Genomic DNA, 22530 nt, shown 5'->3' with positions numbered 1-22530 from the left:
GATGCTTGCGCGTGTTTCATTCACCTTCACCCTAGACCTTGATAGGGTCGCGCGTCGCCACAACAGTTCAAGTGGTCAGACTGAAATCAGGTGCAATCTTTATTGCCGCACCACACGATCTTCACTGGCCAGGCCATTGATAACAGGAATATACCAGCCCTAGTCCGGAGTTTCAGGAGCCTGCCCCATGTCTCAGACCCAGACAGTCGCCGCCGATCTGCTTTTTGCCATCAGAAAGCACGAAGGCCGCCCTGCTCTGGCGGATGACGGGCACGAGTTGACATATGGCCAGTTGGGCAGCTTTGCCGAACAGTTCACCGCGCATCTGAGCCAACCGCAGGTGGTTGGCATTTTCGGGGCGCCGGGCATTGCGATGGCGGCCAGTGCGACCGCCTGCGTGATCCATGGACGGCCGTTTGTGCATCTTGATCCCGCGATGCCGCAGATGGTGCTGCACAATATCATCTCGGAACTGCAGGTGACGCTGGTGATCATGTGTCAGCCAGCAAATGCAGGCCACCTGCCGGGCGATTGCAGCACGCTGGACGCACTTGCGGTGCTGGACGGGATCGCGGACGCGCCATCGGCGGCGCTGCGCGCGGGCACTGTGGCGCCAGATGATCCGATCTATCTGGTCGCGACATCGGGCACGACCGGGCGGCCCAAATGCATCCCCGTCACCCAGGATGCCGCCTATCTTTCCTATGACTGGCGCGATGCATTCACCCCCTATGGTCCCGGGTTCCGCGTGGGCATCTACATCTTTGCCATCTGGGAAATGTTCCGGCCGCTGCGCATGGGCGCAGAGCTTTGGTTCCCCGATCCCGGCACGCTGATGGCGCCACGCGGATTGGCCGATTTCCTGATCCGGCATGACATTGACGAGATGCTGTTCACGCCCTCTTTCTACGACAGCTTCCTGACTGCGATCGACCGTGCCACTGCCGCGGCCCTGCCGCTCAGCCGCGTGGTGTTGAATGGCGAGGTCGTAAGCGACGAGTTGATTGCCGCTTCGCTCGACAAGGTGTCGGGCGCCGCGCTGTGGAATCTGTACAGCATCTGCGAAACCCATGACGTCTGCATGTCACGGCTAAGCGCGCCATCGGGCGGCGGCCTGGTCTCGGTGGGCGTGCCGATGGACCACCTGCGCGCTGTCATACTGGACGAGGCCGACGCCCCTGCCCCGACGGGCACGCCCGGACAGTTGCACTTTGAAGGGCCACGCATGCTGGGCCCCGGCTATGTGAACCGCCCCGAAGAAACGCGGCTGCGGTTTCGCAACCTGACCATCGAGGGGCGCAATGCCCGGCTTTACGACACGGGCGATCAGGCCTGGCTGGATGATGACGGTGCGCTGCATATCGTCGGACGTATCGCACATATGTTGAAGCTGCGCGGCTTTTCCATCCAGACGCGCGAGTTGACCGACACGATGCAAACGCGGCTGGCATTCTCGCAGGCCGCGCCTTGGGTGGCCGAGGCAGGCAGGCGGGGAAAAGCGCTGATCTTTTACTTTGCCGCCGATGCCGCGCAGGCGCGCATCAATGCGGATCGATGGGGTTTGCAGTTCGGCACCAACCGCATCCCCGCCGCCTTGGCGGCAGAGTTGCGGGATGTGCTGCCCAGCTATTGCGTCCCCGCCTATCTGGTCCAGATGCAGGCGATCCCGCTGCACCCCGTATCCGGCAAGGCCGATCTGCGGTCGCTGCCACCCGTGACAGAGGACGCGGTTTTAGGTGCCGCCGCTGAGGACGCCGTGATCGCTGCGGCGGCGCTTGCGATGGGCTGCGCGCCCGAGCAGATCGACCCCGCGCTCAGTTTTCACGATCAGGGCGGCGATTCCCTGATGTGCGTGACCCTGATGCTGGAACTGGAAAAGACCTATCGCAGGCCGGTCGATTTCGAGCTTGCGATGAACGTGCCGCTGCACCGGCTGGATCAGCTGCTGACGCAGCAGGCGGATGCACCGGCCCCGACCGATGGCTTCGACCGTCCCGGCATCTTGCTGACAGGCGCCACCGGCTTTCTGGGCGGGCATGTGCTGGCACGCGCGGCGCGGGATCTGCCAATGGGTCAGGTTGTCTATTGCCTGGTCCGCGACAAGCGGCGCGGCGCGCGCGACCGGCTGGACGATGTGGCCAGGGCGCATGGCGTCGCGTCTGATCGCTATGTCATGGTGCCGGGCACGCTGGACGCGCCGCGCTTTGGGCTGGAAGACGCCGCGCATGACGCGCTGGCCGCATCGGTGGGCGCGGTTGTCCACTGCGCCGCGATGGTCAATATGGCGATTGGCCGGGACGACATGCTGGACTGGTCTGCACGCGGGATCGACACCGTCCTGGCCTTTTGCCGCGCGGCCGGTGCCGATCTGCGGTTCACCTCGTCCAGTGCGGTCTTTCCCGACCGGGGCGGCCCATGGCCCGAAGCTCAGGCAGAGTTGTGGGATGGCTGCACCGGCTACGGCGCGGCCAAGATTGCAGCCGAGGCCGCCATCACGGCCTCGCGCATCCCCTCAGCCATCGTCCGGCTACCCTCGCTTTACGATCTGGATGCGCCAAATCCGCAAGACATCTACGAGATCATCCTGGCCGCGTCCCTTCGCGCAGATACGTTTCCCAAGGATCTGCAATTTCCCATGACCGACGTGACAGCCGCCGCCGCGTTCCTTCTGGGCGAGATAGCGGGGCCGGATGCGCCAATCTATAATCTGATCGCCGACGCGCGCGTGACGCCGTCATGCCAGAACATGCCGCCCGCGGCCGAGTGGCTGAAAGCCGTTGATTTGCCGCCCGGCATCGCCCGCGTGATCAAAGAGTTTCCCGACACATTGCTGGCAGATGCGGCATTCGCGGCGGACGATGCCCAAGCCATCTGGACAAGAATGTCGAACACGGCGTTCGACGCGATCTGTGACGCGCCCACGCTGATGGCGCGGCGCCGCGCGACCTACCACAGCGATCCGGCGTTGACCTGAAAATCCTCCATCGTGATGGCCCGCGCGGCATCGCTGACAAGAAACGCGGCCAGTTCGGCGATCTCGTCGGGCTGGACGAGCTGGTGCTGCGGGTTAGAGGCCGCATAGTCCGCGCGGACCGCCTCGCGCGACTTGCCTGTGGCCTCGATATCGGCATCGATGAACTGTTTCAGCATCTCGGTCTCGACCCAGGTCGGGCTGATCGAGACGCAGGTGATGCCATGCGCCGCACCTTCCAGACTGACACACCGCCCCAGCCCCAAAAGCCCGGCCTTGGATGCACAATAGGCGGCGTTATTGGCCATGCCGTTATGGGCTGCAACCGAGGCCATATTGACGATCCGCCCCCAGCCTGCTGACTTCATATGCGGCATGACCGCGCGGATCATCCGAAACGTCCCTGAAAGGTTCGTGTCGATCTGATCGTCCCAGACCTGATCGGGATGGTCGATGATCGCCGCCTCTTCATAAACGCCTGCGGTGTTGATCAGGATATCCACGCCACCCCGCCGCGACACCACATCACCCACGAATTCCGCCACGCTATCGCCCGATCGAACGTCAAGCGCGGCGACATGTGCCTGAACGCCCTGCTGCGCGAGAATTTCCCGCGCCGCCTTTGCATCGCCACCCCGGCGCGTGCCGATCGTCACGTCGACGCCATCACGACCAAGCCTGCGCGCAATGGCCAGGCCCATGCCTGACAGCCCGCCCGTCACGATTGCGGTTTTGTTGATCTGGGTCATGCCATGCCTCTCGTCTGTCCATTATTGGCGCCTTGCTATGCCGAATCGGTCCAGACTGCACCGCGAAATCTTGGTCCGGCTCTTGGCCGTGCTGATCACACCGGAAAATCGGGCCGGAAACGAAAAGGAACGGGCGCACACGGGCTTCGCTTGCCCTTTCAAAGCATCGCCCAGATCACGATTGCATTCGTATGCACTCCTGCTAGGATGAGATGACAGAAGCCGTCCTAGATCGACTGAGATGAGGTTAGAAATGGCCGCGAGTGACAAAAGCTCTGATGAGGGTAAGGCAGGCGGAAAGGGTTCGACCGACAGCGTCCTGCAGGTTGAGCGGAGAGATTTCGTCGATCTGGTGCCCGAAGGCCGCAAACGTGCGCAGCCGATGGAAGGCTTCGACGAGATCTATACCGACATCGTCGACTACATCGTGCGCTGCACGCACAGAATCTGGGACGAACGTGATATCGGACTGATCTATACTCATTACACGCATAATTGCGTGCTATATGGCACCATGGGCACGATGTATGATCGCGAAGAGGTCGTGCGCGACACGATCCAGCGCCTTGTCAGCCTGCCAGAACGGCGCGGCATGGCCACTCAGGTCATCTGGAATGGCGACGATCAGGACGGGTTTTACACCTCGCATCTGGTGACGGGATCGGGACGCCACACCCAGCACGGGCATTACGGGCCGCCCACGGGCCGCACTTTCGTATCGCGGACCATCGCCGACTGCATGATCCATGCCAACAAGATCTACCGCGAATGGGTGGTTTCCGATCAGATGGCGATCATCAAGCAACTGGGGCTGGACCCGCAAGCCTATGCAGAAAAGCTGGCGGAGAAACTGTTCGACAAGGGGTTGGTCTCGATCGATATCGGCGAAAGCCGCCGGATGATCGGACAATATCCGCCAGAGGCAAAGACGGATCTGTCCATCGCGCAGACCGATCTGGAGCGCGAAACGCTGGAATGGCTGCACGATGTCTGGAACCGGCGGATGCTGGGCCGGATCAAGGACGTCTATGCTCCGACCTGCCAATATCACGGCCCGCTGATGAGCGAGCTTTACGGTGTGGCCGCCGTCACCCACCAGACCCTGGGCTTGCTTGGCTCGTTGCCTGATGCGGGGTTCTCTGCCCAGCATGTCTGCTCTACCCCATGCGAGCAAGGCGGGACCAAGGTGGCGGTGCGCTGGATCCTCGAAGGGCACCATCTGGGCTACGGCCTGCTGCATGAGCTTGGCGAACCAACCGGCAAGCGTGTGCAGGTCATGGGGATCAGCCACTTCCACTACAAGGACGGCAAGATCGTCGATGAGTGGCGCGTCTATGATGAACTGTCGCTGCTGGTTCAGGTCAAGCTGGCGCAGTTGGCCGACGCGCCCTCAGCGCAGATAATGGACGGCGCGGCAGACTGACCGCGCCCGGGCATTTCCGGCGCGCTAAACGCCGCGCCGGAAATGGCTTTGCATCCGGGCGAACACGTCGACGCCCATCTGCATCAGCAGGTCCAGAACATCCAGCGGCACCCAGTTTTCGCGGATCAGCCCCTGGTGATGCAGATAGAAATCCATCACCCGCATGGTGACGGGCCGACCTGTTGGGCCAAGCCCCAGAAAGCCGCCACCATTATGCATGGCAAAGACACTGGGCCAGCCTCCGGTGACGGAATAGGGGCCATCGCCGATGCGGATGTAATGCCCGCCACCATGCTGGTCCTTCAGCGCCCCGATCTCGTCCCACTGGCCACCGCCCTTGCGGTTCGGAAAGGCTGTGCGAAATGGCAGTTGGTGATAATCGACAAAGCCCTGCAAACCACGCGTCGTCCCGATCCCGCTTGGGCCGTACCACATCATCTTGGGATGCCAGTGCTGCTTTTGCGGCATGTTCAGCAGGCCGTCGCGACCTGACGCGCCCTGATCGTTATAGGCGCCTAGGGTGCCGTGCATGGCAAGCGTCTGCTCAATACTGGCGGCGCTGTGTTCAGCGGCTTGCGGCGTCAGCACGATGCCATCGGAAGTGATCGGTCCGGGCCACATCCCTTCGGTGCCAAGGCTGGGTGCCAGCGGCCAGAAACCGGCCTGTCTTATGACATCCAGAATATCCCACAGGCAGTTCGATTGGATAATCTTGCCATCCCTGACCTCATGCACCTCGCCATAGCGGATATAGACCGGCCGCCCGGTCGCGGGGATCGTCAGCCAGTCGTGGCGAAAGGTGCCGCAGTAATGCCCAACCATCGCGACATAATCCCGCCCCTCGTACCTGCCGCCCACAAGAATCACATCGCGGCGTTCGAGGTCGGGAAAGGACGACAGCAGCGGCAACCAGACCTGTTCCGCCAGCGCCGCTGTCCCGCGCATTTCGTTCAAAGGATGCGCCCCGCGCCATTCCGCATCCTTGGCATAAAGCCCGTCCAGAATGCCAGGTAGCGCTGCGGGCGTTGCCTCTGCCAGGCGGTTCAACCCGTCGCGCAAGAGATGCTTATTGATCAGATGAGGGTCTTTCATGGCGGCTCCGGGCAGCAATTGACGCTAGGTAACAAAATTTATTGCATTCGTATGCAAACATTGCTAGCATCTCTCTTGCGAGATGCAAATTCAAGCCTCATCGCCAATAACAGGCACTGCCTTCATCGACCCTGTTTTGCACTACGGTCGAGTATTCATGCCCTGGAAATGGGTCATTCTCTCAACAGGAGACGATAGATGAACAAGTTTCTGAAAGCCTCGGCCGCCACTGTTGCCCTGATTGCCGGCGCCGGCGCTGCCATGGCCGATTGCGGCATCGAAGAGGGTTCCGTGCGAATCCTGTCGAATGATTTCGACGCTCTGCATGTGATCGCCACCGCAGCCGAGACCTGCGCCAGCGACACGGTCGAGGTGACCAAGAACCAGACGACCGAACACAAGAACATCCAGGTTCCCGCGCTGACGACCAATCCGGCCAGCTACACCGTGGCAGTGATCGCGACCAATTCGATCATGCCGCTGCTGTCGGCCGATCTGGTCCGGCCGCTCGACGAATATATCGAGAAATGGGGACAGGATCTGCAAGAGCAGCAACTGATCCGCATTGACGGAAATGTCGTTGCGATCGCCTTTATGGCCAATGCCCAGCACCTGTTCTATCGCGAGGATATCCTCAGCGAAAACGGCATCGAGGTGCCGACCACCTATGACGAGATCATCGCAGCGGCCAAAACCCTGCGCGACAATGGCGTGATGGAGAACCCGATCGCGGCGGGCTACAAGCCGGGCTGGGATCTGGCGGCGGAATTCGTGAACACCTATCTGGCGACGGGCGGTGAGTTCTTTAAGGACGGCACCGCCGAGGTCGATATCAACAACGAAAACGGCCTGAAGACGCTGGAGGCTTTGAAAGCCATGAGCGAGTATATGAGCCCGGATTTCGTCACCTATGACAGCAACGCCATGTACCCGCTATGGGAGGCGGGCGATACCGCGATCCAGATCCAGTGGGGTTCTCGCACACGTCAATATGCCGATGCCGAGGGCCCTGCCCCGGAGGTTGCGAATGTCACGCGCTTTGCCGCATCGCCGACCCTCGACGGTGGCACGATCCCGGCCGCCGCGTTGTGGTGGGACGGGTTCGTGATTGCAAAGAATATCTCGGACGAAGACGCCGAGGCCTCGTTCCGCGCGATGATGGTTGGCATTTCGCCCGAAACCGTCGCCGAGAACCAAGAGGCCGCCGTCTGGCTGGTCGCGGGATACGAGCCGACACCGGCTGCTATTGGCGTCGCGGCTGATCTGGAGGCAGGCGCACGGCCCTATCCGATGCTGCCCTATATGGGCCTGCTGCACACGGCGCTTGGCGACAATCTGGCCGAATTCATGCAAGGCCAGGAAAGTGCTGAACAGGCGCTTTCCGATGTCAGCGCCGCCTATATGACGGCTGCCACCGAGGCCGGCTTTATCAAATAACAGGCGGGCGGGACTGCATTCCCGCAGCCCCGCGCCCCGACCTATTGTGCCCAGTCCACCGTGCCGCCCGCAGCGGCACGGCCCTGTCCCGCCACGTTCGACGGAGTAACCCATGCCGCACAGAACGTTTCTCGCATTTGTCTTGCCATCGCTGATTGCAATGATCCTGTTCATTGCCATCCCGATCATCTCGGTCGCCTATCAGTCGCTGTTTGTCGAACATCAGCAAATCATGACCCAGGTCGAATCCTGCGGCCCGTTCGGGTGCAAATCCGAAATGCGCGTCGATTCCTCGGCCATGGCCGGCCTGCGCGAAGAAAGCCCGATGGGGCGCTTCAACGGCATGGGCACTTATTCCAACGCCAGCCATCTGGCCTTTTCCGAATTGGGCAGCGCCTGGCGCAACAGCGACGGGTTTGGCGATTTCATGTCGCGCGTGATGAACCTGCCTTTCTACAAGGCACTGATCTTTACGCTGGCCTACACGTTCATCGTCACTCCGCTGGTCATCATTCTTGGTTTTACCATTGCGGTTGCCGTGAACTCGGTCTCGGGCTGGCTCAAGGGGCCGGTGATCTTTTTCTCGCTGCTTCCGATGATCGTGACGCCGCTCATTGGCGCGTTGGTCCTGTTCTGGATGATCGACTCGCGCGGGGTGATCGGCGCATCGCTGCAGGTGTTGTTCGACAATCCCCAGCTATCACTGAAGGCCTCGCCGACGCTGACATGGGTGACGCTGTTCGTCTATGGGGTCTGGCATAGCGCGCCCTTTGCCTTTGTGGTGTTCTATGCCGGTCTGCAGACCGTGCCGCAGGACACGCTGGAAAGCGCCATGGTTGATGGCGCCAGCCGTTGGGAGCGTATCCGTTTTGTGACCATCCCCTATCTGGCACCGCTGGCGACCTTTATCGCGCTGATGCAGCTGATGGATAATTTCCGGGTGTTCGAACCGATCATCGGCTTCTCGGCCGAGGCCAACGCGACCTCGCTCAGTTATCTGATCTATTCCGATCTGCGCTCTGGCGATTTCCCATTATTCGGCTCGGCTGCGACCAGTTCGATGCTGACCATTCTGGGCGTCGTGATCCTGCTGTTCCCGGTGCTGATCCGCACCTGGCGCGACTTCAAGAGAAAGGCCTGAAATCATGGCAAAAACTCTGCATCAAAAGCCGCTGCCGCTTGTCCTTCTGTCCACGGGCTTTGTGCTCTTCTGGCTGTTTCTGGCGGCGTTTCCGTTCATCTGGACGGCCTGGGGATCCTTTAAGGTCGAGGCCGACTTCTTTTCCCGCACCGACTGGATGAATGCGATCTTTGGCCCGGCGACAACCCGGCAGACAGGCGACGCCTTCACCATGCAGGGCTATTACGGCGCCTGGGTCGAACAGGGCTTTTGGAAGGCTGTGCTGAATACCGGCATCGTCGTCTTTGCCGTTGTCACTATCTCGCTGACCTTCGGCACGCTAGGCGGCTACGCCCTCGCCCGGTCGGGGTTTCGCTATACCTTCTGGCTGCTGATCGCCGCGCTGATCTTTCGGGCCATGCCGCATGTCACGCTGGTCTCTGGCTATCTGCTGCCGTTCTTCGAGATGAACATCTGGGGCTATCTGCCCACGACGATCATCGTTCTGGTGGCGATCAATCAGCCCTTTACCCTGTGGATGCTGCACAGCTTTTTCCTGACCATTCCCAAGGATCTGGATGAAAGCGCGATGGTCGATGGCTGCACCCGGTTCCAGGCTTTCCGGCTGGCGGTGATCCCGGTGATGTGGCCGGGCGTCGTGACCACCGGGCTGTTCAGCTTCTTGCTGGCCTATAACGACTTTACGGTCACCTCGATGCTGCTCAGCCAAGAAAACCAGACCATGATCCCGAAAATCAACGGTTTCCTCGGGTCAACGCAGCAGGAGGGCAAGGTGATGTACGCCGTTGCCGCCGCCGTTTCTGCGATGGCCCCCCTGTTCGTGCTGGTCATGGTGTTCCAGCGTCAGATTGTCAGCGGCCTGACCGCAGGCGCAGTGAAAGGATAATCCCCATGGCAGAGATGCATCTGAAGAATGTGAACAAGCGTTGGGGCAGCTTTGTGGGGGTTGACGATTTTGACCTGCATATCGCCGATGAGGAATTCATCGTTCTGCTTGGCCCGTCGGGTTGTGGCAAATCGACGACCATGCGGATGATTGCGGGGCTGGAGGACGTCACCGAAGGCGAGATCTGGATCGGCGACCGCGTGGTCAACAAACTGGAGCCCAAGGACCGCGACATCGCGATGGTGTTCCAATCCTACGGGCTCTACCCGCAGCTTTCCGTCTATGAAAACATCCGCTTCCCGCTGAAGGTCCGCAAGGTTCCAAAAGAGGAACATCACGACCGGGTCATGCGCGCTGCCGAAATGGTCGAACTGACCGATCTCCTGGAACGCCGCCCTGCCGCGCTGTCGGGCGGTCAGCGTCAGCGCGTGGCGCTTGGCCGGGCCATCGTGCGAAAGCCGACCGTATTTCTGATGGACGAGCCGCTGTCAAACCTGGACGCCAAGCTGCGCGTCTCGACGCGGGCGCAGATCAAGAACCTGCAACACAAGCTGCGCACCACGACGATCTATGTGACCCATGACCAGATCGAGGCCATGACACTGGCCGACCGCGTGGTGGTGATGAACAAGGGCAAGATCCAGCAGGTCGGCACACCGACCGACATCTACGACTATCCCGCAAATACCTTTGTCGCCAGCTTCATCGGCAGTCCCGCCATGAACCTTGTGCCGGGCACGCTGCGCGGTGGCGTTTTTGAGGCGCCGGGCATTCGCATCGCCGGGCTGCCAAGTGATCATTCCGGTCCCGTCACGCTTGGTTTTCGCGCCGAGGATGTGACGCTGGCAGCCGAGGGGGGCGATCTGCGTGCGCCGGTCTATTCGGTCGAACTGCTGGGCGAAGCGTCGATGATCTCTTACCGGATTGACGATGCGCTGGTGTCCATCAAGGCGCCCAAGGATTTCCGCATCGAGATCGGCGAAGAGGTCGGGGCGACCATCCCCGCCGCAATCTGCCACCTCTTCGACGCGCAAACCGGCGAGAGGCTCGACGGAGGCGTGCGATGACCCCGGAAGAACACGCCCGCGCGACGCGTCAGGTGATCACCCGAATGGAGGCCGCGCTGGCCGCCAATTCCGATGACATGGCCGCCCATTTCCATGAGGAATTCCGCTGGATGGGCAATTACGGCTGCGGCTTTAAACCGGATCTGGCCGCGTTTCGCGCGCATTGGCAATTGCCGCTGCGCGCGGCCTTTAGCGACCGGGAATACAAGACCGAACGCTTTGTCTGCGAGGGCGATTGGGCATCCTGTTTCGGCCATATCGAGGCGACACATTCCGGTGAGTTCATGGGCATCGCGGCGACCGGCAAGCGGGTTAAGATCCCTTATATGGATTTCTGGAAAGTCGAGGACGGGCGCATTCGGGACAATTGGGTCTCGGTCGATTTCGCCTCTGTCCTCGCCCAGCTTGGCCGCGACGTGTTCGCGGGCGAAGGCTGGGAAGCATATGATCGCGGCGACCGAACGGCGCCGCGTCCACAGAAGGTAGCGGCCAATGGCAATTGAACATCTGAAATCCGGCAAACCCGAGCAACAACGCGCCGAGGATGACGCCAAGGTGCGCGCCACGGTCGAGACGGTGCTGAAGGATATCGAGACACGCGGCGATGCAGCCATCCGCGAACTATCGGCGAAATTCGACAAATACGACCCGCCCGCATTCCGGCTGACACCGTCCGAGATCGAGGCGGCGATGCAAAAAGTCAGCACCCGCGACATGGACGATATCCGTTTCGCACAGACCCAGATCCGCCGCTTTGCCGAGGCGCAGCGTGCCTCGATGGTGGATATCGAGGTCGAAACGCTGCCGGGCGTGATCCTTGGCCATCGCAATATCCCGGTGCAATCGGTGGGTTGCTATGTGCCCGGCGGCAAATTCCCCATGGTCGCCTCGGCTCATATGTCGGTGTTGACCGCATCGGTCGCAGGCGTGCCGCGCATCGCCGCATCCGCCCCGCCGGTCAACGGCGCACCGCATCCGGCCATCGTTGCGGCCATGCATCTTGGCGGCGCCCATGAGATCTATGTTCTGGGCGGGATGCAGGCTGTAGGCGCGATGGCGCTTGGCACCGAGACCATAGAGCCGGTGCATATGCTGGTCGGTCCCGGAAACGCATTTGTGGCCGAGGCAAAACGGCAACTTTATGGCCGCGTCGGCATCGACCTGTTCGCCGGACCGACCGAAACCATGGTGATCGCGGATGACACCGTCGATGCCGAGTTGTGTGCCACCGATCTGCTTGGGCAGGCCGAGCACGGCTACAACTCGCCCGCCTGCCTGATCACCAACAGCCGAAATCTGGCCGAGGCGACGCTGGCCCAAATCGACCGGCTGCTGGCGATTTTGCCGACGCGTGAAACGGCGGAAACCTCGTGGCGCGACTATGGAGATATCTATCTGTGTGACAGTTATGACGAAATGCTGAGCCTCGCCAACGATCTGGCCTATGAACATGTGCAGGTCATGACCGACCGCGACGACTGGTTCCTTGAGAACATGCACTCTTACGGCGCCTTGTTCCTTGGGCCGCGCACCAATGTGGCGAATGGCGACAAGGTAATCGGGACCAACCACACCTTGCCCACCAAAAAGGCCGGGCGATACACCGGCGGGCTGTGGGTCGGAAAATTTCTGAAAACCCACAGCTATCAGAGGGTAACGACCGATGAGGCCGCGGCGCTGATCGGTGAATACGGATCGCGGCTGTGCATGCTGGAAGGGTTTGTCGGCCATGCCGAGCAATGCAATGTCCGGGTCCGCCGCTATGGCGGGATCAACGTCCCCTATGGCGCAGCCGCGCCTTATCGCGAGGCGGCGGAATAAGTGATGAGCCTGCCGACCGCACCCTCTTTCAGGCTGGACGGACGCCGCGCTTTGGTGACCGGCGCATCATCGGGCATCGGGGCGGCCTGCGCGGCCGCGCTGGCCGAACAGGGCGCGCATGTCACCTGCGCCGCACGCGGGGCCGAGCGTCTGCAAACGGTCGTGGATCAGATCACCGCACGCGGCGACAGCGCCAGCGCGATGGTGCTGGACATCGCGGATCTCGATGCCCTGAACGCAGCGCTACAGGCCGAGGCGCCCTTTGACATTGTTGTAAACTCGGCCGGGCTGGCGCGGCATTCAGCGGCTGTCGAAACCACGGCTGACGATTTTGACGCGGTGATGTCGGTCAACCTGCGCGCCGCCTATTTCCTGTCATCTGCTGTTGCACGCGGAATGATCGGTTCGGGCCGGGGCGGCTCGATCATCCATATTTCCAGTCAGATGGGCCATGTCGGCGGGATCGACCGGGCGGTTTACTCGGCCAGCAAGCACGCTCTGGAGGGCATGGTCAAATCCATGGCCATCGAGTGGGGGCCGCAGCAGGTGCGTATCAACACCGTCTGCCCCACCTTTATCCGTACACCGCTGACCGAACAGACATTCGCCAACCCCGAGCGCGTGAAATGGCTGGAGGAAAAGATCAAGCTGGGCCGCGTCGGCAAGGTCGAGGACATTATGGGGGCGGTGGTCTATCTTGCCTCGGATGCGTCGGCCCTGGTGACGGGGACGGCCATGATGATCGATGGCGGATGGACGGCGGATTGATGACAATGGAAAAAGCTACCTCAACCGATGTGGCGCGACTGGCAGGCGTCAGCCAATCGGCTGTCAGCCGGGTGTACACGCCCGGTGCCTCGGTCTCATCTGCCATGGCCGAAAAGGTTCGCGCGGCGGCAGAGCAACTGGGTTACAGGCCAAATGTTCTGGCGCGTTCGCTGATCACGGGACGGTCGCGCATCATCGGTCTGGTCGTCGCCTATCTGGAAAACCAGTTCTACCCCGTGGCTATCGAGCATCTGTCGCGTGCGTTGCAGGCAGAGGGCTATCACATCCTGATCTTCATGGCCGAGAACTCAGAGGCGCAGGTCGATGATGTGGTGCAGGAATTGATCGACTATCAGGTCGACGGGATCATCGCGGCCTCGGTCGCCATGACACATGATCTGTCCAAACGATGCGAGAACGCTGGCATTCCCGTCGTGCTGTTCAACCGTGACCAGGACGGTCCCGCCCATTCCGCCGTGACCTCGGCCAATCGCGCCGGCGGCGCCAAGGTTGCCGAGTTTCTGGTGGCAGGCGGGCATCAGCGGATCGCCCATATCGCCGGGTGGTCCGGGTCGTCGACAGGCCGCGACCGTCGCGAAGGGTTTGAAACCGCGCTGGCCGCGGCAGGCCATGCGCCCATCTCGGTGATCGACGGCATGTATCAGCGCGACCATGCGGCCGAGGCCGCGCGGCAGATGATGGCCCTGCCCCAACCGCCCGACGCGATCTTCGTGGGCAACGATCATATGGCCTTTGCGGTCATGGACGTCTTGCGGATCGAATTGGGGCTGCAACTGGGCAAGGACATCTCTGTCGTGGGCTATGACGACGTGCCGCTGGCCAGCTGGCCCGCCTTTGACCTGACCACCGTTCGCCAGCCGGTCAATCGCATGGTCGACGCCACGGTCGAGACGATGCTGGGCAAGATACAGGATCGCCGGCGCGTTCCACAAAAGATCGAGATCGACGGGCCGCTGATCCTGCGCGGATCGGCCCGCATTCCAGAAGGTTGGAGTTGATGAAGGGATTTGATCCGAAGTTCCGCGATTTTCCCGATTACATCCTCGGGATCACCCGCGAGATCTGGGAAGACCGCGGCGTCGCGACGCTGCACCATTACTACGCGCCCGATATCGTCGTGCGTTCACCGGCATCGGTCGTGGTCGGCAATCAGGGCGTGATCGCAGCCACCATGGCAACGCTGGCCGAATTTCCCGACCGGCAATTGCTGGGCGAGGATGTGATCTGGTCGGGGACACCCGAAGACGGCATGCTGTCCTCGCATCGGATCGTCTCGCTGGCGACGCATACGGGCGATGGTGTCTATGGCAAGGCCAGCGGGCGCAAGCTGCGCTATCGCATCATTGCCGACTGTCATGCCCGCAATAACATGATCGACGACGAATGGCTGATCCGCGATCAGGGCGCCATCGTGCGCCAGATGGGGCTGGACCCCGCCGCCTATGCCCGCGACCAGATCGCCCAGCAGGGCGGCCCCGATGCCTGCATCGCACCGCTGTCGCCCATGACCGACCGGCCCGGCCCCTATCAGGGCTGTGGCAATGACAATGAATGGGGGCAGCGCTACGCCGATCTGCTGGGCCGGATCATGGGCGCGGATATGGCGGCGATCCCGGCCGAATACGACCGCGCCTGTCAGCTTGAACATCCGGGCGGGATCACCGGCCACGGCCCGGACGCCGCCGATCAGTTCTGGATGGGGCTACGCGCAGCTTTTCCCGACGCCAATTTCACCATTCACCACCGCATCGGACAGGATGATCCGCTGATGCCGCCGCGCGCCGCGCTGCGCTGGAGCTTGCACGGCACCCATTCCGGTTGGGGCGCATTCGGCCGACCGACCGGCGCCGAGGTCTATCTGCTGGGCCTCTCCCACGCGGAATTCGGGCCATGGGGTCTGCGCCGCGAATGGGTTTTGTTCGACGAAACCGCAATCTGGAAACAGATCCTTCTGCACACGGGGGACCTGTGATGCTGCGCGAAAGTGCTGCTTTGCGACGTTTCCATGTCTGGCGCCACGCCTTGCGCGCCAAAAGGCTGAACCCGCATCCGCCGGGCGGCTGAATCCAACAGCCCTGCCCGCAACGGATAAATGATATGGAACAAAGATATGACACCCCTGGACATGGAAGAGCGCATCGTCCGCTACGGCGATCTGCAGCCCTGCAAAACAGCCTTTATTGACGCCCACACGCCCGGATCGGACCAAAAGGAAAACTTCACCATCATCGGCGGGGGCGTCAGCGAAAGCCCTGACCAGCACGTCCACATCTCGATCCCGCACGGCTTTAATATCGGTGCAGCGGGTCAGCCGCCGAAATGCCGCAACAGCCTGCATGTCCACCGCACCGCCGAGGTTTTCTTTGTGCTCAAGGGACGCTGGCGCTTTTTCTGGGGCCGGTGGGGCGATGCCGGCGAGGTGGTGCTGGAGCCGGGTGATATCTTCAACATCCCGACCGGCATCTTTCGCGGGTTCGAGAATATCGGCACGGATTACGGCATGATCATGGCGATCCTTGGCGGTGACGATGCCGGCGGCGGCGTCATCTGGGCGCCGCAGGTGATCGAAGACGCAAAGGATCACGGGCTGATCCTGTCCGAAACAGGCAAGCTTTACGACAGCAAGAAGGGCCAGACGCTGCCCGACGGCGTAAAGCCCATGCCGCTGCTGACGGACGAGCAGTTGAAAGCCATCCCCGAGCCGACCACGGCAGATGTCGTGCCGAACTATGTTGCGCGATATCTGGATCTGGTGGCGCTTGCAGATCGGCAGCCCGCCAAGGTCATCGGCGCGGATGCCAAGCTGCGCGACAAGCCCGGCTTCGAGGTGGACTTCATCACCCGCGCTTCAGCCCGGGACACGCCCTCAGGCCATGCTTACCCCGCTGTGCTGATGCCGGTCACGGGACACTGGAAGGTGGTCTGGGATGGCGGCGCGGCGACGCTGGCACCGGGCGACACCATGAGTGTGCCGGAAAATCTGGACTATGCGGTCACCCCCTCCATGACTGGAGAGGCGGCGCTGTATCGTGCAGTCGGCACCAGCGATCCGGCCGGTCTGACCTGGCAACCCTGATCCCAAAGGGGCGCTGGTTGGCGCCCCGAACCCCGAGGTGACCATGACCATCCTGACCACCCATGTCGGCAGCCTGCCCCGCACGCAAGAGGTCGTCGATTTCATCTTTGCCCGCGAACACGGCACGCCGTTCGACCCGAACGCGTTCGACGCTGCAATGACCCGTGCTGTTTCGGACACCGTGCGCAAACAGGTCGAGGCCGGCGTTGATATCGTTTCGGATGGCGAGACGTCAAAGATCAGCTATGCGACCTATGTGAAGGACCGCTACACCGGCTTTGACGGCGATAGCCCGCGCAACGCGCCCGCCGATCTCAAGCGGTTTCCCGGCTTTCTGAAGCGGATCGCCGAGTCCGGTGGCACACCGCAATACGCGCGGCCGATGTGCGTGGGCGAGGTGAAATCCAAAGGTCAGGACGAACTGCAAAAGGACATCGCCAACCTCAAGGCCGCGATGTCCGAACATGGTGTGTCGCGCGGTTTTATGAACGCAGCCTCGCCGGGCGTGATCTCGCTGTTCCTGCAGAACGACTACTACAAGACGCGCGAGGCCTATTTGGCCGCGCTGGCCGATGCCATGAAGGCCGAATACGAAACCATCGTCGCCGCCGGGCTGGATCTGCAACTGGATTGCCCGGATCTGGCCCTGTCACGCCACATGCTGTTCACCGATCTGACGGATGCGGAATTCGTGCGCGTCGCCAACAGCCATGTCGAGGCGCTGAACCACGCATTGGCCGATATTCCACAGGATCGCGTGCGCATTCACATCTGCTGGGGCAATTACGAGGGGCCGCATATCTGCGACATTCCGATGGCCCAGATGTTCGACACGCTGATGTCGGTCAAGGCGCGCTATCTGCTCTTTGAAACCTCGAACCCACGCCACGGGCACGAATGGACCACCTTTCGGGACCGCAAAGCCGATATTCCTGATGACCGGATCCTCGTTCCCGGTGTGGTAGATACCACGACCAATTTCGTCGAGCACCCGGAACTGGTGGCACAGCGCCTGACGCGCTTTGCAGAGATTGTCGGCAATGATCGGGTAATCGCGGGGTCGGATTGCGGTTTTGGAACATTCGCAGGCTTTGGCGCGGTCGATCCCGATATCGCCTATGCCAAGCTGAAAGCCATGGCCGATGGGGCGGCGCTGGTCTCATGACGCCGCTGGTCCTGCTGCCCGGGATGATGTGCGACGCGCGGCTGTTTGCCCCGCAGATCGCCGCACTCGGACTGGATCGCACGCTACATCTGCCGCCGATTGCAGGGCACGCCACGATGGCCGCGCTGGCAGCCGAGGTGCTGGCCCATGCCCCGCCACGTTTCGCATTGGCCGGGCTGTCCATGGGCGGGATTGTCGCGATGGAGGTCCTGGCCCAGGCGCCCGACCGGATCGAACGCCTGGCCCTGCTGGACACCAACCCTCGCGCTGAACTGCCCGAGGTGCAGGCCCGTCGCGCGCCGCAGATTGCCGCCGTGCAGGCCGGACAGTTGCGAGAGGTGATCCGCGACGAGATGAAGCCGAACTATCTGGCCGATGGTCCCGGCAAGCAGGCCATTCTGGATCTGTGCATGAAGATGGCCATGGACCTGGGCCCCGCAGTCTTCGAGAACCAGTCACTTGCCCTGCGCGACCGGCCCGACCGGCAAGATGTGCTGCGCAACGTCAGCGTGCCGACGCTGGTCCTGTGTGGCCGCGACGACCGCCTTTGCCCGGTCGAGAGGCACGAACTGATGCATGATCTGATCCCCGGCTCGACGCTGGAAATCATCAATGGCGCCGCGCATCTGCCGGTGCTCGAGAAACCACAGGAAACGACAGCGGCGCTGGCCCGCTGGTTGGAGGCATGATGGACACCGATCTTCTCAAGCTACTGAAATCTGTCGACACGCCGACCGTCTGCAATGCGATAGAGGTCGCGCAGGGGCGGCGCGGCTTTGACCAGTTCACCCGTGGCACGGTCGTCTGCACCGAACCCGAGGGCGGCGCGTTGGTCGGATTTGCCCGCACCGCCAGCCTTTCGGCAATTGCGCCGCCAACCGAGGCGCCAGAGGTGATCCGCACCCGCCGGATGGATTACTACCGCTATATGGCCGAGGCCGCGCAACCGTCTGTCGCGGTGGTCGAGGATCTGGATTATCCCAATGCCATCGGCGCCTATTGGGGCGAGATCAACACGACCGTCCACAAGGGCTTTGGCATCGCCGGCACGCTGACCAATGGTGTCGTGCGCGATCTGGGCGATCTGCCAAAGGGCTATCCGGTGATCGCCGGTTCGGTCGGTCCCAGCCATGGCTTCGTGCATATCCGCAGCATCGGCCAGCCGGTGCGCGTCTTCGGGATGCAGGTTGCAGATGGCGATCTGATCCATGCCGACCGCCACGGTGCACTGGTCGTTCCGCCCGAGGTGATCCCCACACTGGGCGAGGCGATCCGCCGGCTGCTAGAGACAGAGCGGCTGGTCCTTGAACCCGCAAGCGCGCCGGGTTTTGACTTTGCCGCCTTCGAAGCCGCCTGGACCGCCTTTGAAAAGGCGCGGACTTAGGATGGCAGCGCGGGATGATATGACGCGTTTTGAAAAGGCGCTGGCGCAGGAAGGGTTGCCGCTGGACCCGCGCGACGCGCAGGCAGGCTTGCGCGTCTTTCTAAGCCTCGAAAAAGCCGCCGCCCTGTTGTCCACGGCGCAAAGCAAAACCGATGCACCCCGCTGACCTGCCTATCCCCGAAACCGCCGCTGCGCTGCGGCGGGGCGGTCTGAGCTGTCGCGATCTGATCGAGGCGCATCTGGAACGCATCGCCGCGCGCGACCCGGATCTGGGCGCGTTCGTTGCGCTGGATGCCGAGGGCGCGCGCAACGCCGCCGATCAGGCCGATCTGGCGTTGCGCCGCGGTGAAGATGCCGGCCCCTTGCACGGCATCCCCTTTGGCGTGAAGGATCTGATCGACGTCGAGGGCGCGGATACCCGCTGCGGCAGCCGCCTGTTCGCGGATCGTATCGCGGATCGGGATGCCCCAGTGGTCGCGCGGCTGCGCAAGGCAGGCGCGATCCCGATCGGCCAGCTTGCAAGCTATGAATTCGCGCTGACCGGACCCAGCCATGATGCCGCCTATCCGCCTGCCAAGAACCCATGTAGCCACGATCACATCACTGGCGGCTCGTCGTCAGGCTCAGCGGCGGCGGTGGCCGCCGGGCTGGTTCGCATGGCGATTGGAACGGATACCGGCGGGTCGGTGCGCAGCCCGGCCGCCTATTGCGGGCTGGTAGGGTTAAAGCCGACCTTTGGGTTGGTGCCGACCGAGGGCGTTTTCCCGCTGTCACCCAGCCTGGATCACGTCGGGCCAATGACCGCCAGCGTGACTGAGGCCGCGCTGATGCTGGACGCGATGGCCCCAACGGCGGGCGCGTGTGCGGCGCTTGGTGCCGGTATCCAGGGGCTGCGCATCGGCTACGCACGCGACTGGTTCGCGCACGACCCAGAGGCCACCCCGGATCTGACGAGGGCAATGGACGACGCCGTATCGGATCTGTCGCTGCTGGGCGCGCGCATCGATCTGATCACCATGCAGGATTATGACATTGCCGAGGCTGCAGGCGCCGTCATCCTGCATGCCGAGGCGCTGGCACAGCATCAGCAGGGATTGCGACAAAGCCCCGATCTTTACGGACGACAGGCGCGGCAATCCCTGATGGGCGGCGTCGGGCTAAGTGCCGAAGACGTGGCACGCGCACGCGCCGTCGGCATTCGCATCCGCGCCGAAACCGAACTGCTGTTTCAGGATCACGATGTGATCGTCACGCCCACGACGCTTGCGCCGGCACCCCCGGTTGCCGCGTTGCAGGGCGATGAAACAGTGTGGACAGCGATGCGCACCCTGCCCTTCAACCTGACCGGCCATCCGGCGATGTCGCTGCCGATCGGCTTTTCGGGCGGCCTGCCCCTGGGGATGCAGATCCTCGCGCGCCACCACGCCGAGGCGATGATCTGCCGTGTCGGCGCGGCCTTTGAGGCCGCCACGGACCATTCGGCACGCAGCCCCTATCTGGTCTGAAGCCGGTCCAGCCGCAGCTGCGCTGCGCGGCGATGGCCCTCCAGCCCTTCACTGGCGCTTTGGCGGACGGCGGCGGGTGCAACCTCGCGCACGCCGTCCGGCGTCAGCCACTGATGCGTCACCACCTTCAGATAGGCCCCGACCCAAAGCCCGCCGGTATAGCGCCCCGCCGCCATGGTGGGCAGCGTGTGGTTGGTGCCGGCGCATTTGTCGGAATACACAACACTGGCCAATTCACCGATAAACAGTGATCCATAATTGCGCAGTTTGCCTGCCATGGCCTGCGGATCCCTGGTGTGAACCTGTAGGTGTTCGGCGGCGATCTGATCGGAATAGGCGATCATCGTATTCTCATCGGCACAAATCGCGATCTCGCCATAATCGCGCCACGCGGGGCCTGCGGTATGCGCCGTCGGCAGTTCGCCTAGTTGCGCCTCGACCTCTTGCAGAACGGCGCGCCCCAAAGCCTCATCCGTGGTGATCAGGCCGACCCGCGTGCGCACGTCATGTTCGGCCTGGGCCAGCAGATCGGTGGCGATCATGGCCGCATCACCACTGCTATCGGCGAGGATGTAGATTTCCGAAGGGCCGGCCAGCTGATCGATGCCCACGGGCCCAAAGACCTGCCGCTTGGCCTCGTTCACATAGGCATTGCCCGGCCCCACGATCTTGTCCACGCGCGGCACGGTTTCGGTGCCATAGGCCATGGCCGCGATGGCTTGCGCGCCGCCGATCCTGAACACCCGATCAGCCCCCGCCAGATGGCAGCCTGCAATCATCGCCTGATGGGCATTGGGCGGAAGGCAGGCGATGATCTCATCCACGCCCGCGACCTTGGCCGGAACGATGGTCATGATCGGTGCGGATAGCAGCGGGTAGCGACCGCCGGGCACATAGCAGCCCACACGCTGCAGCGGGATCACCCTGTGCCCCAGATGCACGCCCGGACGCGGCTGAAAGTCGTCCAATCCGCCAATCGTCGCGAACTGCGCCTGCGCAAAGGCCCGCACATTCTCGATGGCAAACTCTGTGTCTGCGCGCGTCTGCGGATCAAGTGCGGCAACTGCCGCATCGCGTTCCTCAGGCGTGACCTCCAGATCGGCAAGATCCACCTTGTCGAAACGCTGCGCAAAGTCGCGCACGGCTGTATCACCCTCGCGTTTGACGCGGTCCAGCACGTCAGCCACGGTTTCGGCAACGGGCGCGTTGTCAGACGCAGCGCTGCGGGCCGGTGCCTTGAGATGGCTCACACCTTGCGGCAAGGCGGTATCGGACATGATGGCGTTCCCTTTCGTCGAAACTCAAACCGGACCCGGCCGGTGGCATGTGCAGGTTCGAGGAAGTGTAGCGGACAGATGCGCCCTGAATAGTCGGCGCTAGGCGTGCGGAAAATATAGTTTCCAATTGGGTCGGTACGGGTACAATATTACGATATATGTGCGATGATAACGGTGATTATAGTGGCCAGAATTGGCAAAGATCTTACTCAGCTACGGCAACGCCGCCAGTTGAGCATGCGTGAGCTGGCGGCACGCTCTGGCGTCTCGCACACCACGATTTCAATGATAGAGCGCGATGCCGTCAGCCCGACAATTGATACACTACAGGCCATTCTTGACGCGCTTGGCAGCCGGCTGGCCGAGTTTCTGGGCGGCATCCAACAGGGCGCTGGCAGCCCCTTCTACCCGGCAGCGGAACTGCCCGAAATCGGCAATCCCGAAACCATCTCTTACCGGCTGATCGGGCTGAACCACCCCTATCGCAGCTTTCAATTCCTCAAGGAAAGCTATGCCGTGGGCGCAGATAGCGGCGAATTGCTGTCCCATGTCGCGCAAGAGGCCGGTTATGTTGTTTCTGGTCGCGTCGAGGTCACAGTGGGCGAGGCGACACGCGAATTGCAGGCAGGCGACGGCTATTATTTCGACAGCAGACAACCCCACCGGTTTCGCAACGCAGGAAAAACCCCGGCAGAGATCGTCAGCGCCATCTCGCCGCCGTCCTACTAGGATCTGCCGCACGATAAT

General features: G+C 62.3%; 21 protein-coding genes. 18 read left to right on the top strand and 3 right to left on the bottom strand.

Features of this window, described 5'->3' with window-relative positions; genetic code table 11:
* Positions 1-187: 187 nt before the first annotated feature.
* Positions 188-2974: an AMP-binding protein gene (locus CUV01_RS13465; RefSeq protein WP_101460924.1), complete on the top strand. Its 2787-nt coding sequence runs from the start codon at positions 188-190 to the stop codon at positions 2972-2974.
* Here CUV01_RS13465 and CUV01_RS13460 read toward each other — a convergent pair.
* Entirely contained in the window at positions 2947-3720 is a 774-nt protein-coding gene (locus tag CUV01_RS13460) for an SDR family NAD(P)-dependent oxidoreductase (RefSeq protein ID WP_101460923.1), read from the bottom strand. The genes CUV01_RS13465 and CUV01_RS13460 overlap by 28 nt on opposite strands.
* A gap of 253 nt (positions 3721-3973) precedes the next feature.
* Here CUV01_RS13460 and CUV01_RS13455 point away from each other — a divergent pair, with 253 nt between their 5' ends.
* A complete protein-coding gene (locus tag CUV01_RS13455) occupies positions 3974-5143 on the top strand; it encodes a nuclear transport factor 2 family protein (RefSeq protein ID WP_101460922.1) in 1170 nt (389 codons plus the stop codon).
* 24 nt (positions 5144-5167) lie between these two features.
* On the opposite strand, the gene CUV01_RS13450 is transcribed toward CUV01_RS13455, so the two are convergent.
* Entirely contained in the window at positions 5168-6235 is a 1068-nt protein-coding gene (locus CUV01_RS13450) for an ester cyclase (protein WP_101460921.1), read from the bottom strand.
* Positions 6236-6433: 198 nt separating this feature from the next.
* Here CUV01_RS13450 and CUV01_RS13445 point away from each other — a divergent pair, with 198 nt between their 5' ends.
* The 15 genes from CUV01_RS13445 (at position 6434) to CUV01_RS13380 (ending at position 20506) form a co-directional block, all read left to right on the top strand.
* Positions 6434-7672: an ABC transporter substrate-binding protein gene (locus tag CUV01_RS13445; RefSeq protein ID WP_101460920.1), complete on the top strand. Its 1239-nt coding sequence runs from the start codon at positions 6434-6436 to the stop codon at positions 7670-7672.
* 112 nt (positions 7673-7784) lie between these two features.
* Positions 7785-8813 (top strand): carbohydrate ABC transporter permease, encoded by a 1029-nt coding sequence (locus tag CUV01_RS13440; protein ID WP_101460919.1) that lies wholly within the window; start codon positions 7785-7787, stop codon positions 8811-8813.
* A gap of 4 nt (positions 8814-8817) precedes the next feature.
* Complete coding sequence (locus tag CUV01_RS13435) at positions 8818-9699, top strand: carbohydrate ABC transporter permease (RefSeq protein ID WP_101460918.1); 882 nt, start codon at positions 8818-8820, stop codon at positions 9697-9699.
* Positions 9700-9704: 5 nt separating this feature from the next.
* A complete protein-coding gene (locus CUV01_RS13430) occupies positions 9705-10766 on the top strand; it encodes an ABC transporter ATP-binding protein (protein WP_101460917.1) in 1062 nt (353 codons plus the stop codon).
* Entirely contained in the window at positions 10763-11269 is a 507-nt protein-coding gene (locus tag CUV01_RS13425) for an ester cyclase (RefSeq protein WP_101460916.1), read from the top strand. Before CUV01_RS13430 ends, CUV01_RS13425 begins: the two co-directional genes overlap by 4 nt.
* On the top strand, positions 11259-12587 hold the full coding sequence (gene hisD, locus CUV01_RS13420) for a histidinol dehydrogenase (protein ID WP_101460915.1): 1329 nt from the start codon (positions 11259-11261) through the stop codon (positions 12585-12587). Before CUV01_RS13425 ends, hisD (CUV01_RS13420) begins: the two co-directional genes overlap by 11 nt.
* A 3-nt stretch (positions 12588-12590) precedes the next feature.
* Positions 12591-13355, top strand: a complete 765-nt coding sequence (locus tag CUV01_RS13415) for an SDR family NAD(P)-dependent oxidoreductase (protein ID WP_101460914.1) — start codon at positions 12591-12593, stop codon at positions 13353-13355.
* Entirely contained in the window at positions 13355-14374 is a 1020-nt protein-coding gene (locus tag CUV01_RS13410) for a LacI family DNA-binding transcriptional regulator (protein ID WP_101462092.1), read from the top strand. Before CUV01_RS13415 ends, CUV01_RS13410 begins: the two co-directional genes overlap by 1 nt.
* Positions 14374-15348, top strand: coding sequence for a nuclear transport factor 2 family protein (locus tag CUV01_RS13405; protein ID WP_101460913.1), 975 nt, complete (start codon positions 14374-14376; stop codon positions 15346-15348). Before CUV01_RS13410 ends, CUV01_RS13405 begins: the two co-directional genes overlap by 1 nt.
* 138 nt (positions 15349-15486) lie before the next feature.
* A complete protein-coding gene (locus CUV01_RS13400) occupies positions 15487-16452 on the top strand; it encodes a cupin domain-containing protein (RefSeq protein WP_101462091.1) in 966 nt (321 codons plus the stop codon).
* Positions 16453-16495: 43 nt separating this feature from the next.
* On the top strand, positions 16496-17617 hold the full coding sequence (locus CUV01_RS13395) for a cobalamin-independent methionine synthase II family protein (RefSeq protein WP_101460912.1): 1122 nt from the start codon (positions 16496-16498) through the stop codon (positions 17615-17617).
* Positions 17614-18306, top strand: coding sequence for an alpha/beta fold hydrolase (locus CUV01_RS13390; RefSeq protein ID WP_101460911.1), 693 nt, complete (start codon positions 17614-17616; stop codon positions 18304-18306). Before CUV01_RS13395 ends, CUV01_RS13390 begins: the two co-directional genes overlap by 4 nt.
* Positions 18306-19001, top strand: coding sequence for an RraA family protein (locus tag CUV01_RS13385; RefSeq protein ID WP_101460910.1), 696 nt, complete (start codon positions 18306-18308; stop codon positions 18999-19001). Before CUV01_RS13390 ends, CUV01_RS13385 begins: the two co-directional genes overlap by 1 nt.
* 19 nt (positions 19002-19020) lie before the next feature.
* Positions 19021-19167, top strand: coding sequence for a hypothetical protein (locus CUV01_RS19695; protein ID WP_157994865.1), 147 nt, complete (start codon positions 19021-19023; stop codon positions 19165-19167).
* Entirely contained in the window at positions 19154-20506 is a 1353-nt protein-coding gene (locus CUV01_RS13380) for an amidase (protein ID WP_101460909.1), read from the top strand. Before CUV01_RS19695 ends, CUV01_RS13380 begins: the two co-directional genes overlap by 14 nt.
* Here CUV01_RS13380 and hisD (CUV01_RS13375) read toward each other — a convergent pair.
* The gene (gene hisD / locus CUV01_RS13375) at positions 20494-21783 is read right to left on the bottom strand and encodes a histidinol dehydrogenase (protein WP_101460908.1); all 1290 of its coding nucleotides are present in this window, start codon (positions 21781-21783) and stop codon (positions 20494-20496) included. The two genes, CUV01_RS13380 and hisD (CUV01_RS13375), sit on opposite strands and share 13 nt — an antisense overlap.
* Positions 21784-22020: 237 nt before the next feature.
* Between hisD (CUV01_RS13375) and CUV01_RS13370 the strand changes: the two genes are divergently transcribed.
* Positions 22021-22512: a cupin domain-containing protein gene (locus CUV01_RS13370; RefSeq protein WP_232962749.1), complete on the top strand. Its 492-nt coding sequence runs from the start codon at positions 22021-22023 to the stop codon at positions 22510-22512.
* Positions 22513-22530 lie beyond the last annotated feature (18 nt).

The organism is Paracoccus tegillarcae (assembly GCF_002847305.1).
GTDB classification, from domain to species: domain Bacteria; phylum Pseudomonadota; class Alphaproteobacteria; order Rhodobacterales; family Rhodobacteraceae; genus Paracoccus; species Paracoccus tegillarcae.
The sequence above is the reverse complement of the archived record's forward strand: the minus strand, read 5'-3'. Positions and strand labels throughout refer to the sequence as shown.

What these genes read in the sequence shown, in the direction of transcription:
- CUV01_RS13460 (WP_101460923.1), bottom strand. Translation starts at nt 3,720, where the DNA reads ATGACCCAGATCAACAAAACCGCAATCGTGACGGGCGGGCTGTCAGGC.
- CUV01_RS13465 (WP_101460924.1), top strand. Translation starts at nt 188, where the DNA reads ATGTCTCAGACCCAGACAGTCGCCGCCGATCTGCTTTTTGCCATCAGA.
- CUV01_RS13385 (WP_101460910.1), top strand. Translation starts at nt 18,306, where the DNA reads ATGGACACCGATCTTCTCAAGCTACTGAAATCTGTCGACACGCCGACC.
- CUV01_RS13370 (WP_232962749.1), top strand. Translation starts at nt 22,021, where the DNA reads ATGCGTGAGCTGGCGGCACGCTCTGGCGTCTCGCACACCACGATTTCA.
- CUV01_RS13455 (WP_101460922.1), top strand. Translation starts at nt 3,974, where the DNA reads ATGGCCGCGAGTGACAAAAGCTCTGATGAGGGTAAGGCAGGCGGAAAG.
- CUV01_RS13395 (WP_101460912.1), top strand. Translation starts at nt 16,496, where the DNA reads ATGACCATCCTGACCACCCATGTCGGCAGCCTGCCCCGCACGCAAGAG.
- CUV01_RS13410 (WP_101462092.1), top strand. Translation starts at nt 13,355, where the DNA reads ATGACAATGGAAAAAGCTACCTCAACCGATGTGGCGCGACTGGCAGGC.
- CUV01_RS13425 (WP_101460916.1), top strand. Translation starts at nt 10,763, where the DNA reads ATGACCCCGGAAGAACACGCCCGCGCGACGCGTCAGGTGATCACCCGA.
- CUV01_RS13405 (WP_101460913.1), top strand. Translation starts at nt 14,374, where the DNA reads ATGAAGGGATTTGATCCGAAGTTCCGCGATTTTCCCGATTACATCCTC.
- hisD (WP_101460908.1), bottom strand. Translation starts at nt 21,783, where the DNA reads ATGTCCGATACCGCCTTGCCGCAAGGTGTGAGCCATCTCAAGGCACCG.
- CUV01_RS13445 (WP_101460920.1), top strand. Translation starts at nt 6,434, where the DNA reads ATGAACAAGTTTCTGAAAGCCTCGGCCGCCACTGTTGCCCTGATTGCC.
- hisD (WP_101460915.1), top strand. Translation starts at nt 11,259, where the DNA reads ATGGCAATTGAACATCTGAAATCCGGCAAACCCGAGCAACAACGCGCC.
- CUV01_RS19695 (WP_157994865.1), top strand. Translation starts at nt 19,021, where the DNA reads ATGACGCGTTTTGAAAAGGCGCTGGCGCAGGAAGGGTTGCCGCTGGAC.
- CUV01_RS13435 (WP_101460918.1), top strand. Translation starts at nt 8,818, where the DNA reads ATGGCAAAAACTCTGCATCAAAAGCCGCTGCCGCTTGTCCTTCTGTCC.
- CUV01_RS13415 (WP_101460914.1), top strand. Translation starts at nt 12,591, where the DNA reads ATGAGCCTGCCGACCGCACCCTCTTTCAGGCTGGACGGACGCCGCGCT.
- CUV01_RS13380 (WP_101460909.1), top strand. Translation starts at nt 19,154, where the DNA reads ATGCACCCCGCTGACCTGCCTATCCCCGAAACCGCCGCTGCGCTGCGG.
- CUV01_RS13390 (WP_101460911.1), top strand. Translation starts at nt 17,614, where the DNA reads ATGACGCCGCTGGTCCTGCTGCCCGGGATGATGTGCGACGCGCGGCTG.
- CUV01_RS13400 (WP_101462091.1), top strand. Translation starts at nt 15,487, where the DNA reads ATGACACCCCTGGACATGGAAGAGCGCATCGTCCGCTACGGCGATCTG.
- CUV01_RS13450 (WP_101460921.1), bottom strand. Translation starts at nt 6,235, where the DNA reads ATGAAAGACCCTCATCTGATCAATAAGCATCTCTTGCGCGACGGGTTG.
- CUV01_RS13440 (WP_101460919.1), top strand. Translation starts at nt 7,785, where the DNA reads ATGCCGCACAGAACGTTTCTCGCATTTGTCTTGCCATCGCTGATTGCA.
- CUV01_RS13430 (WP_101460917.1), top strand. Translation starts at nt 9,705, where the DNA reads ATGGCAGAGATGCATCTGAAGAATGTGAACAAGCGTTGGGGCAGCTTT.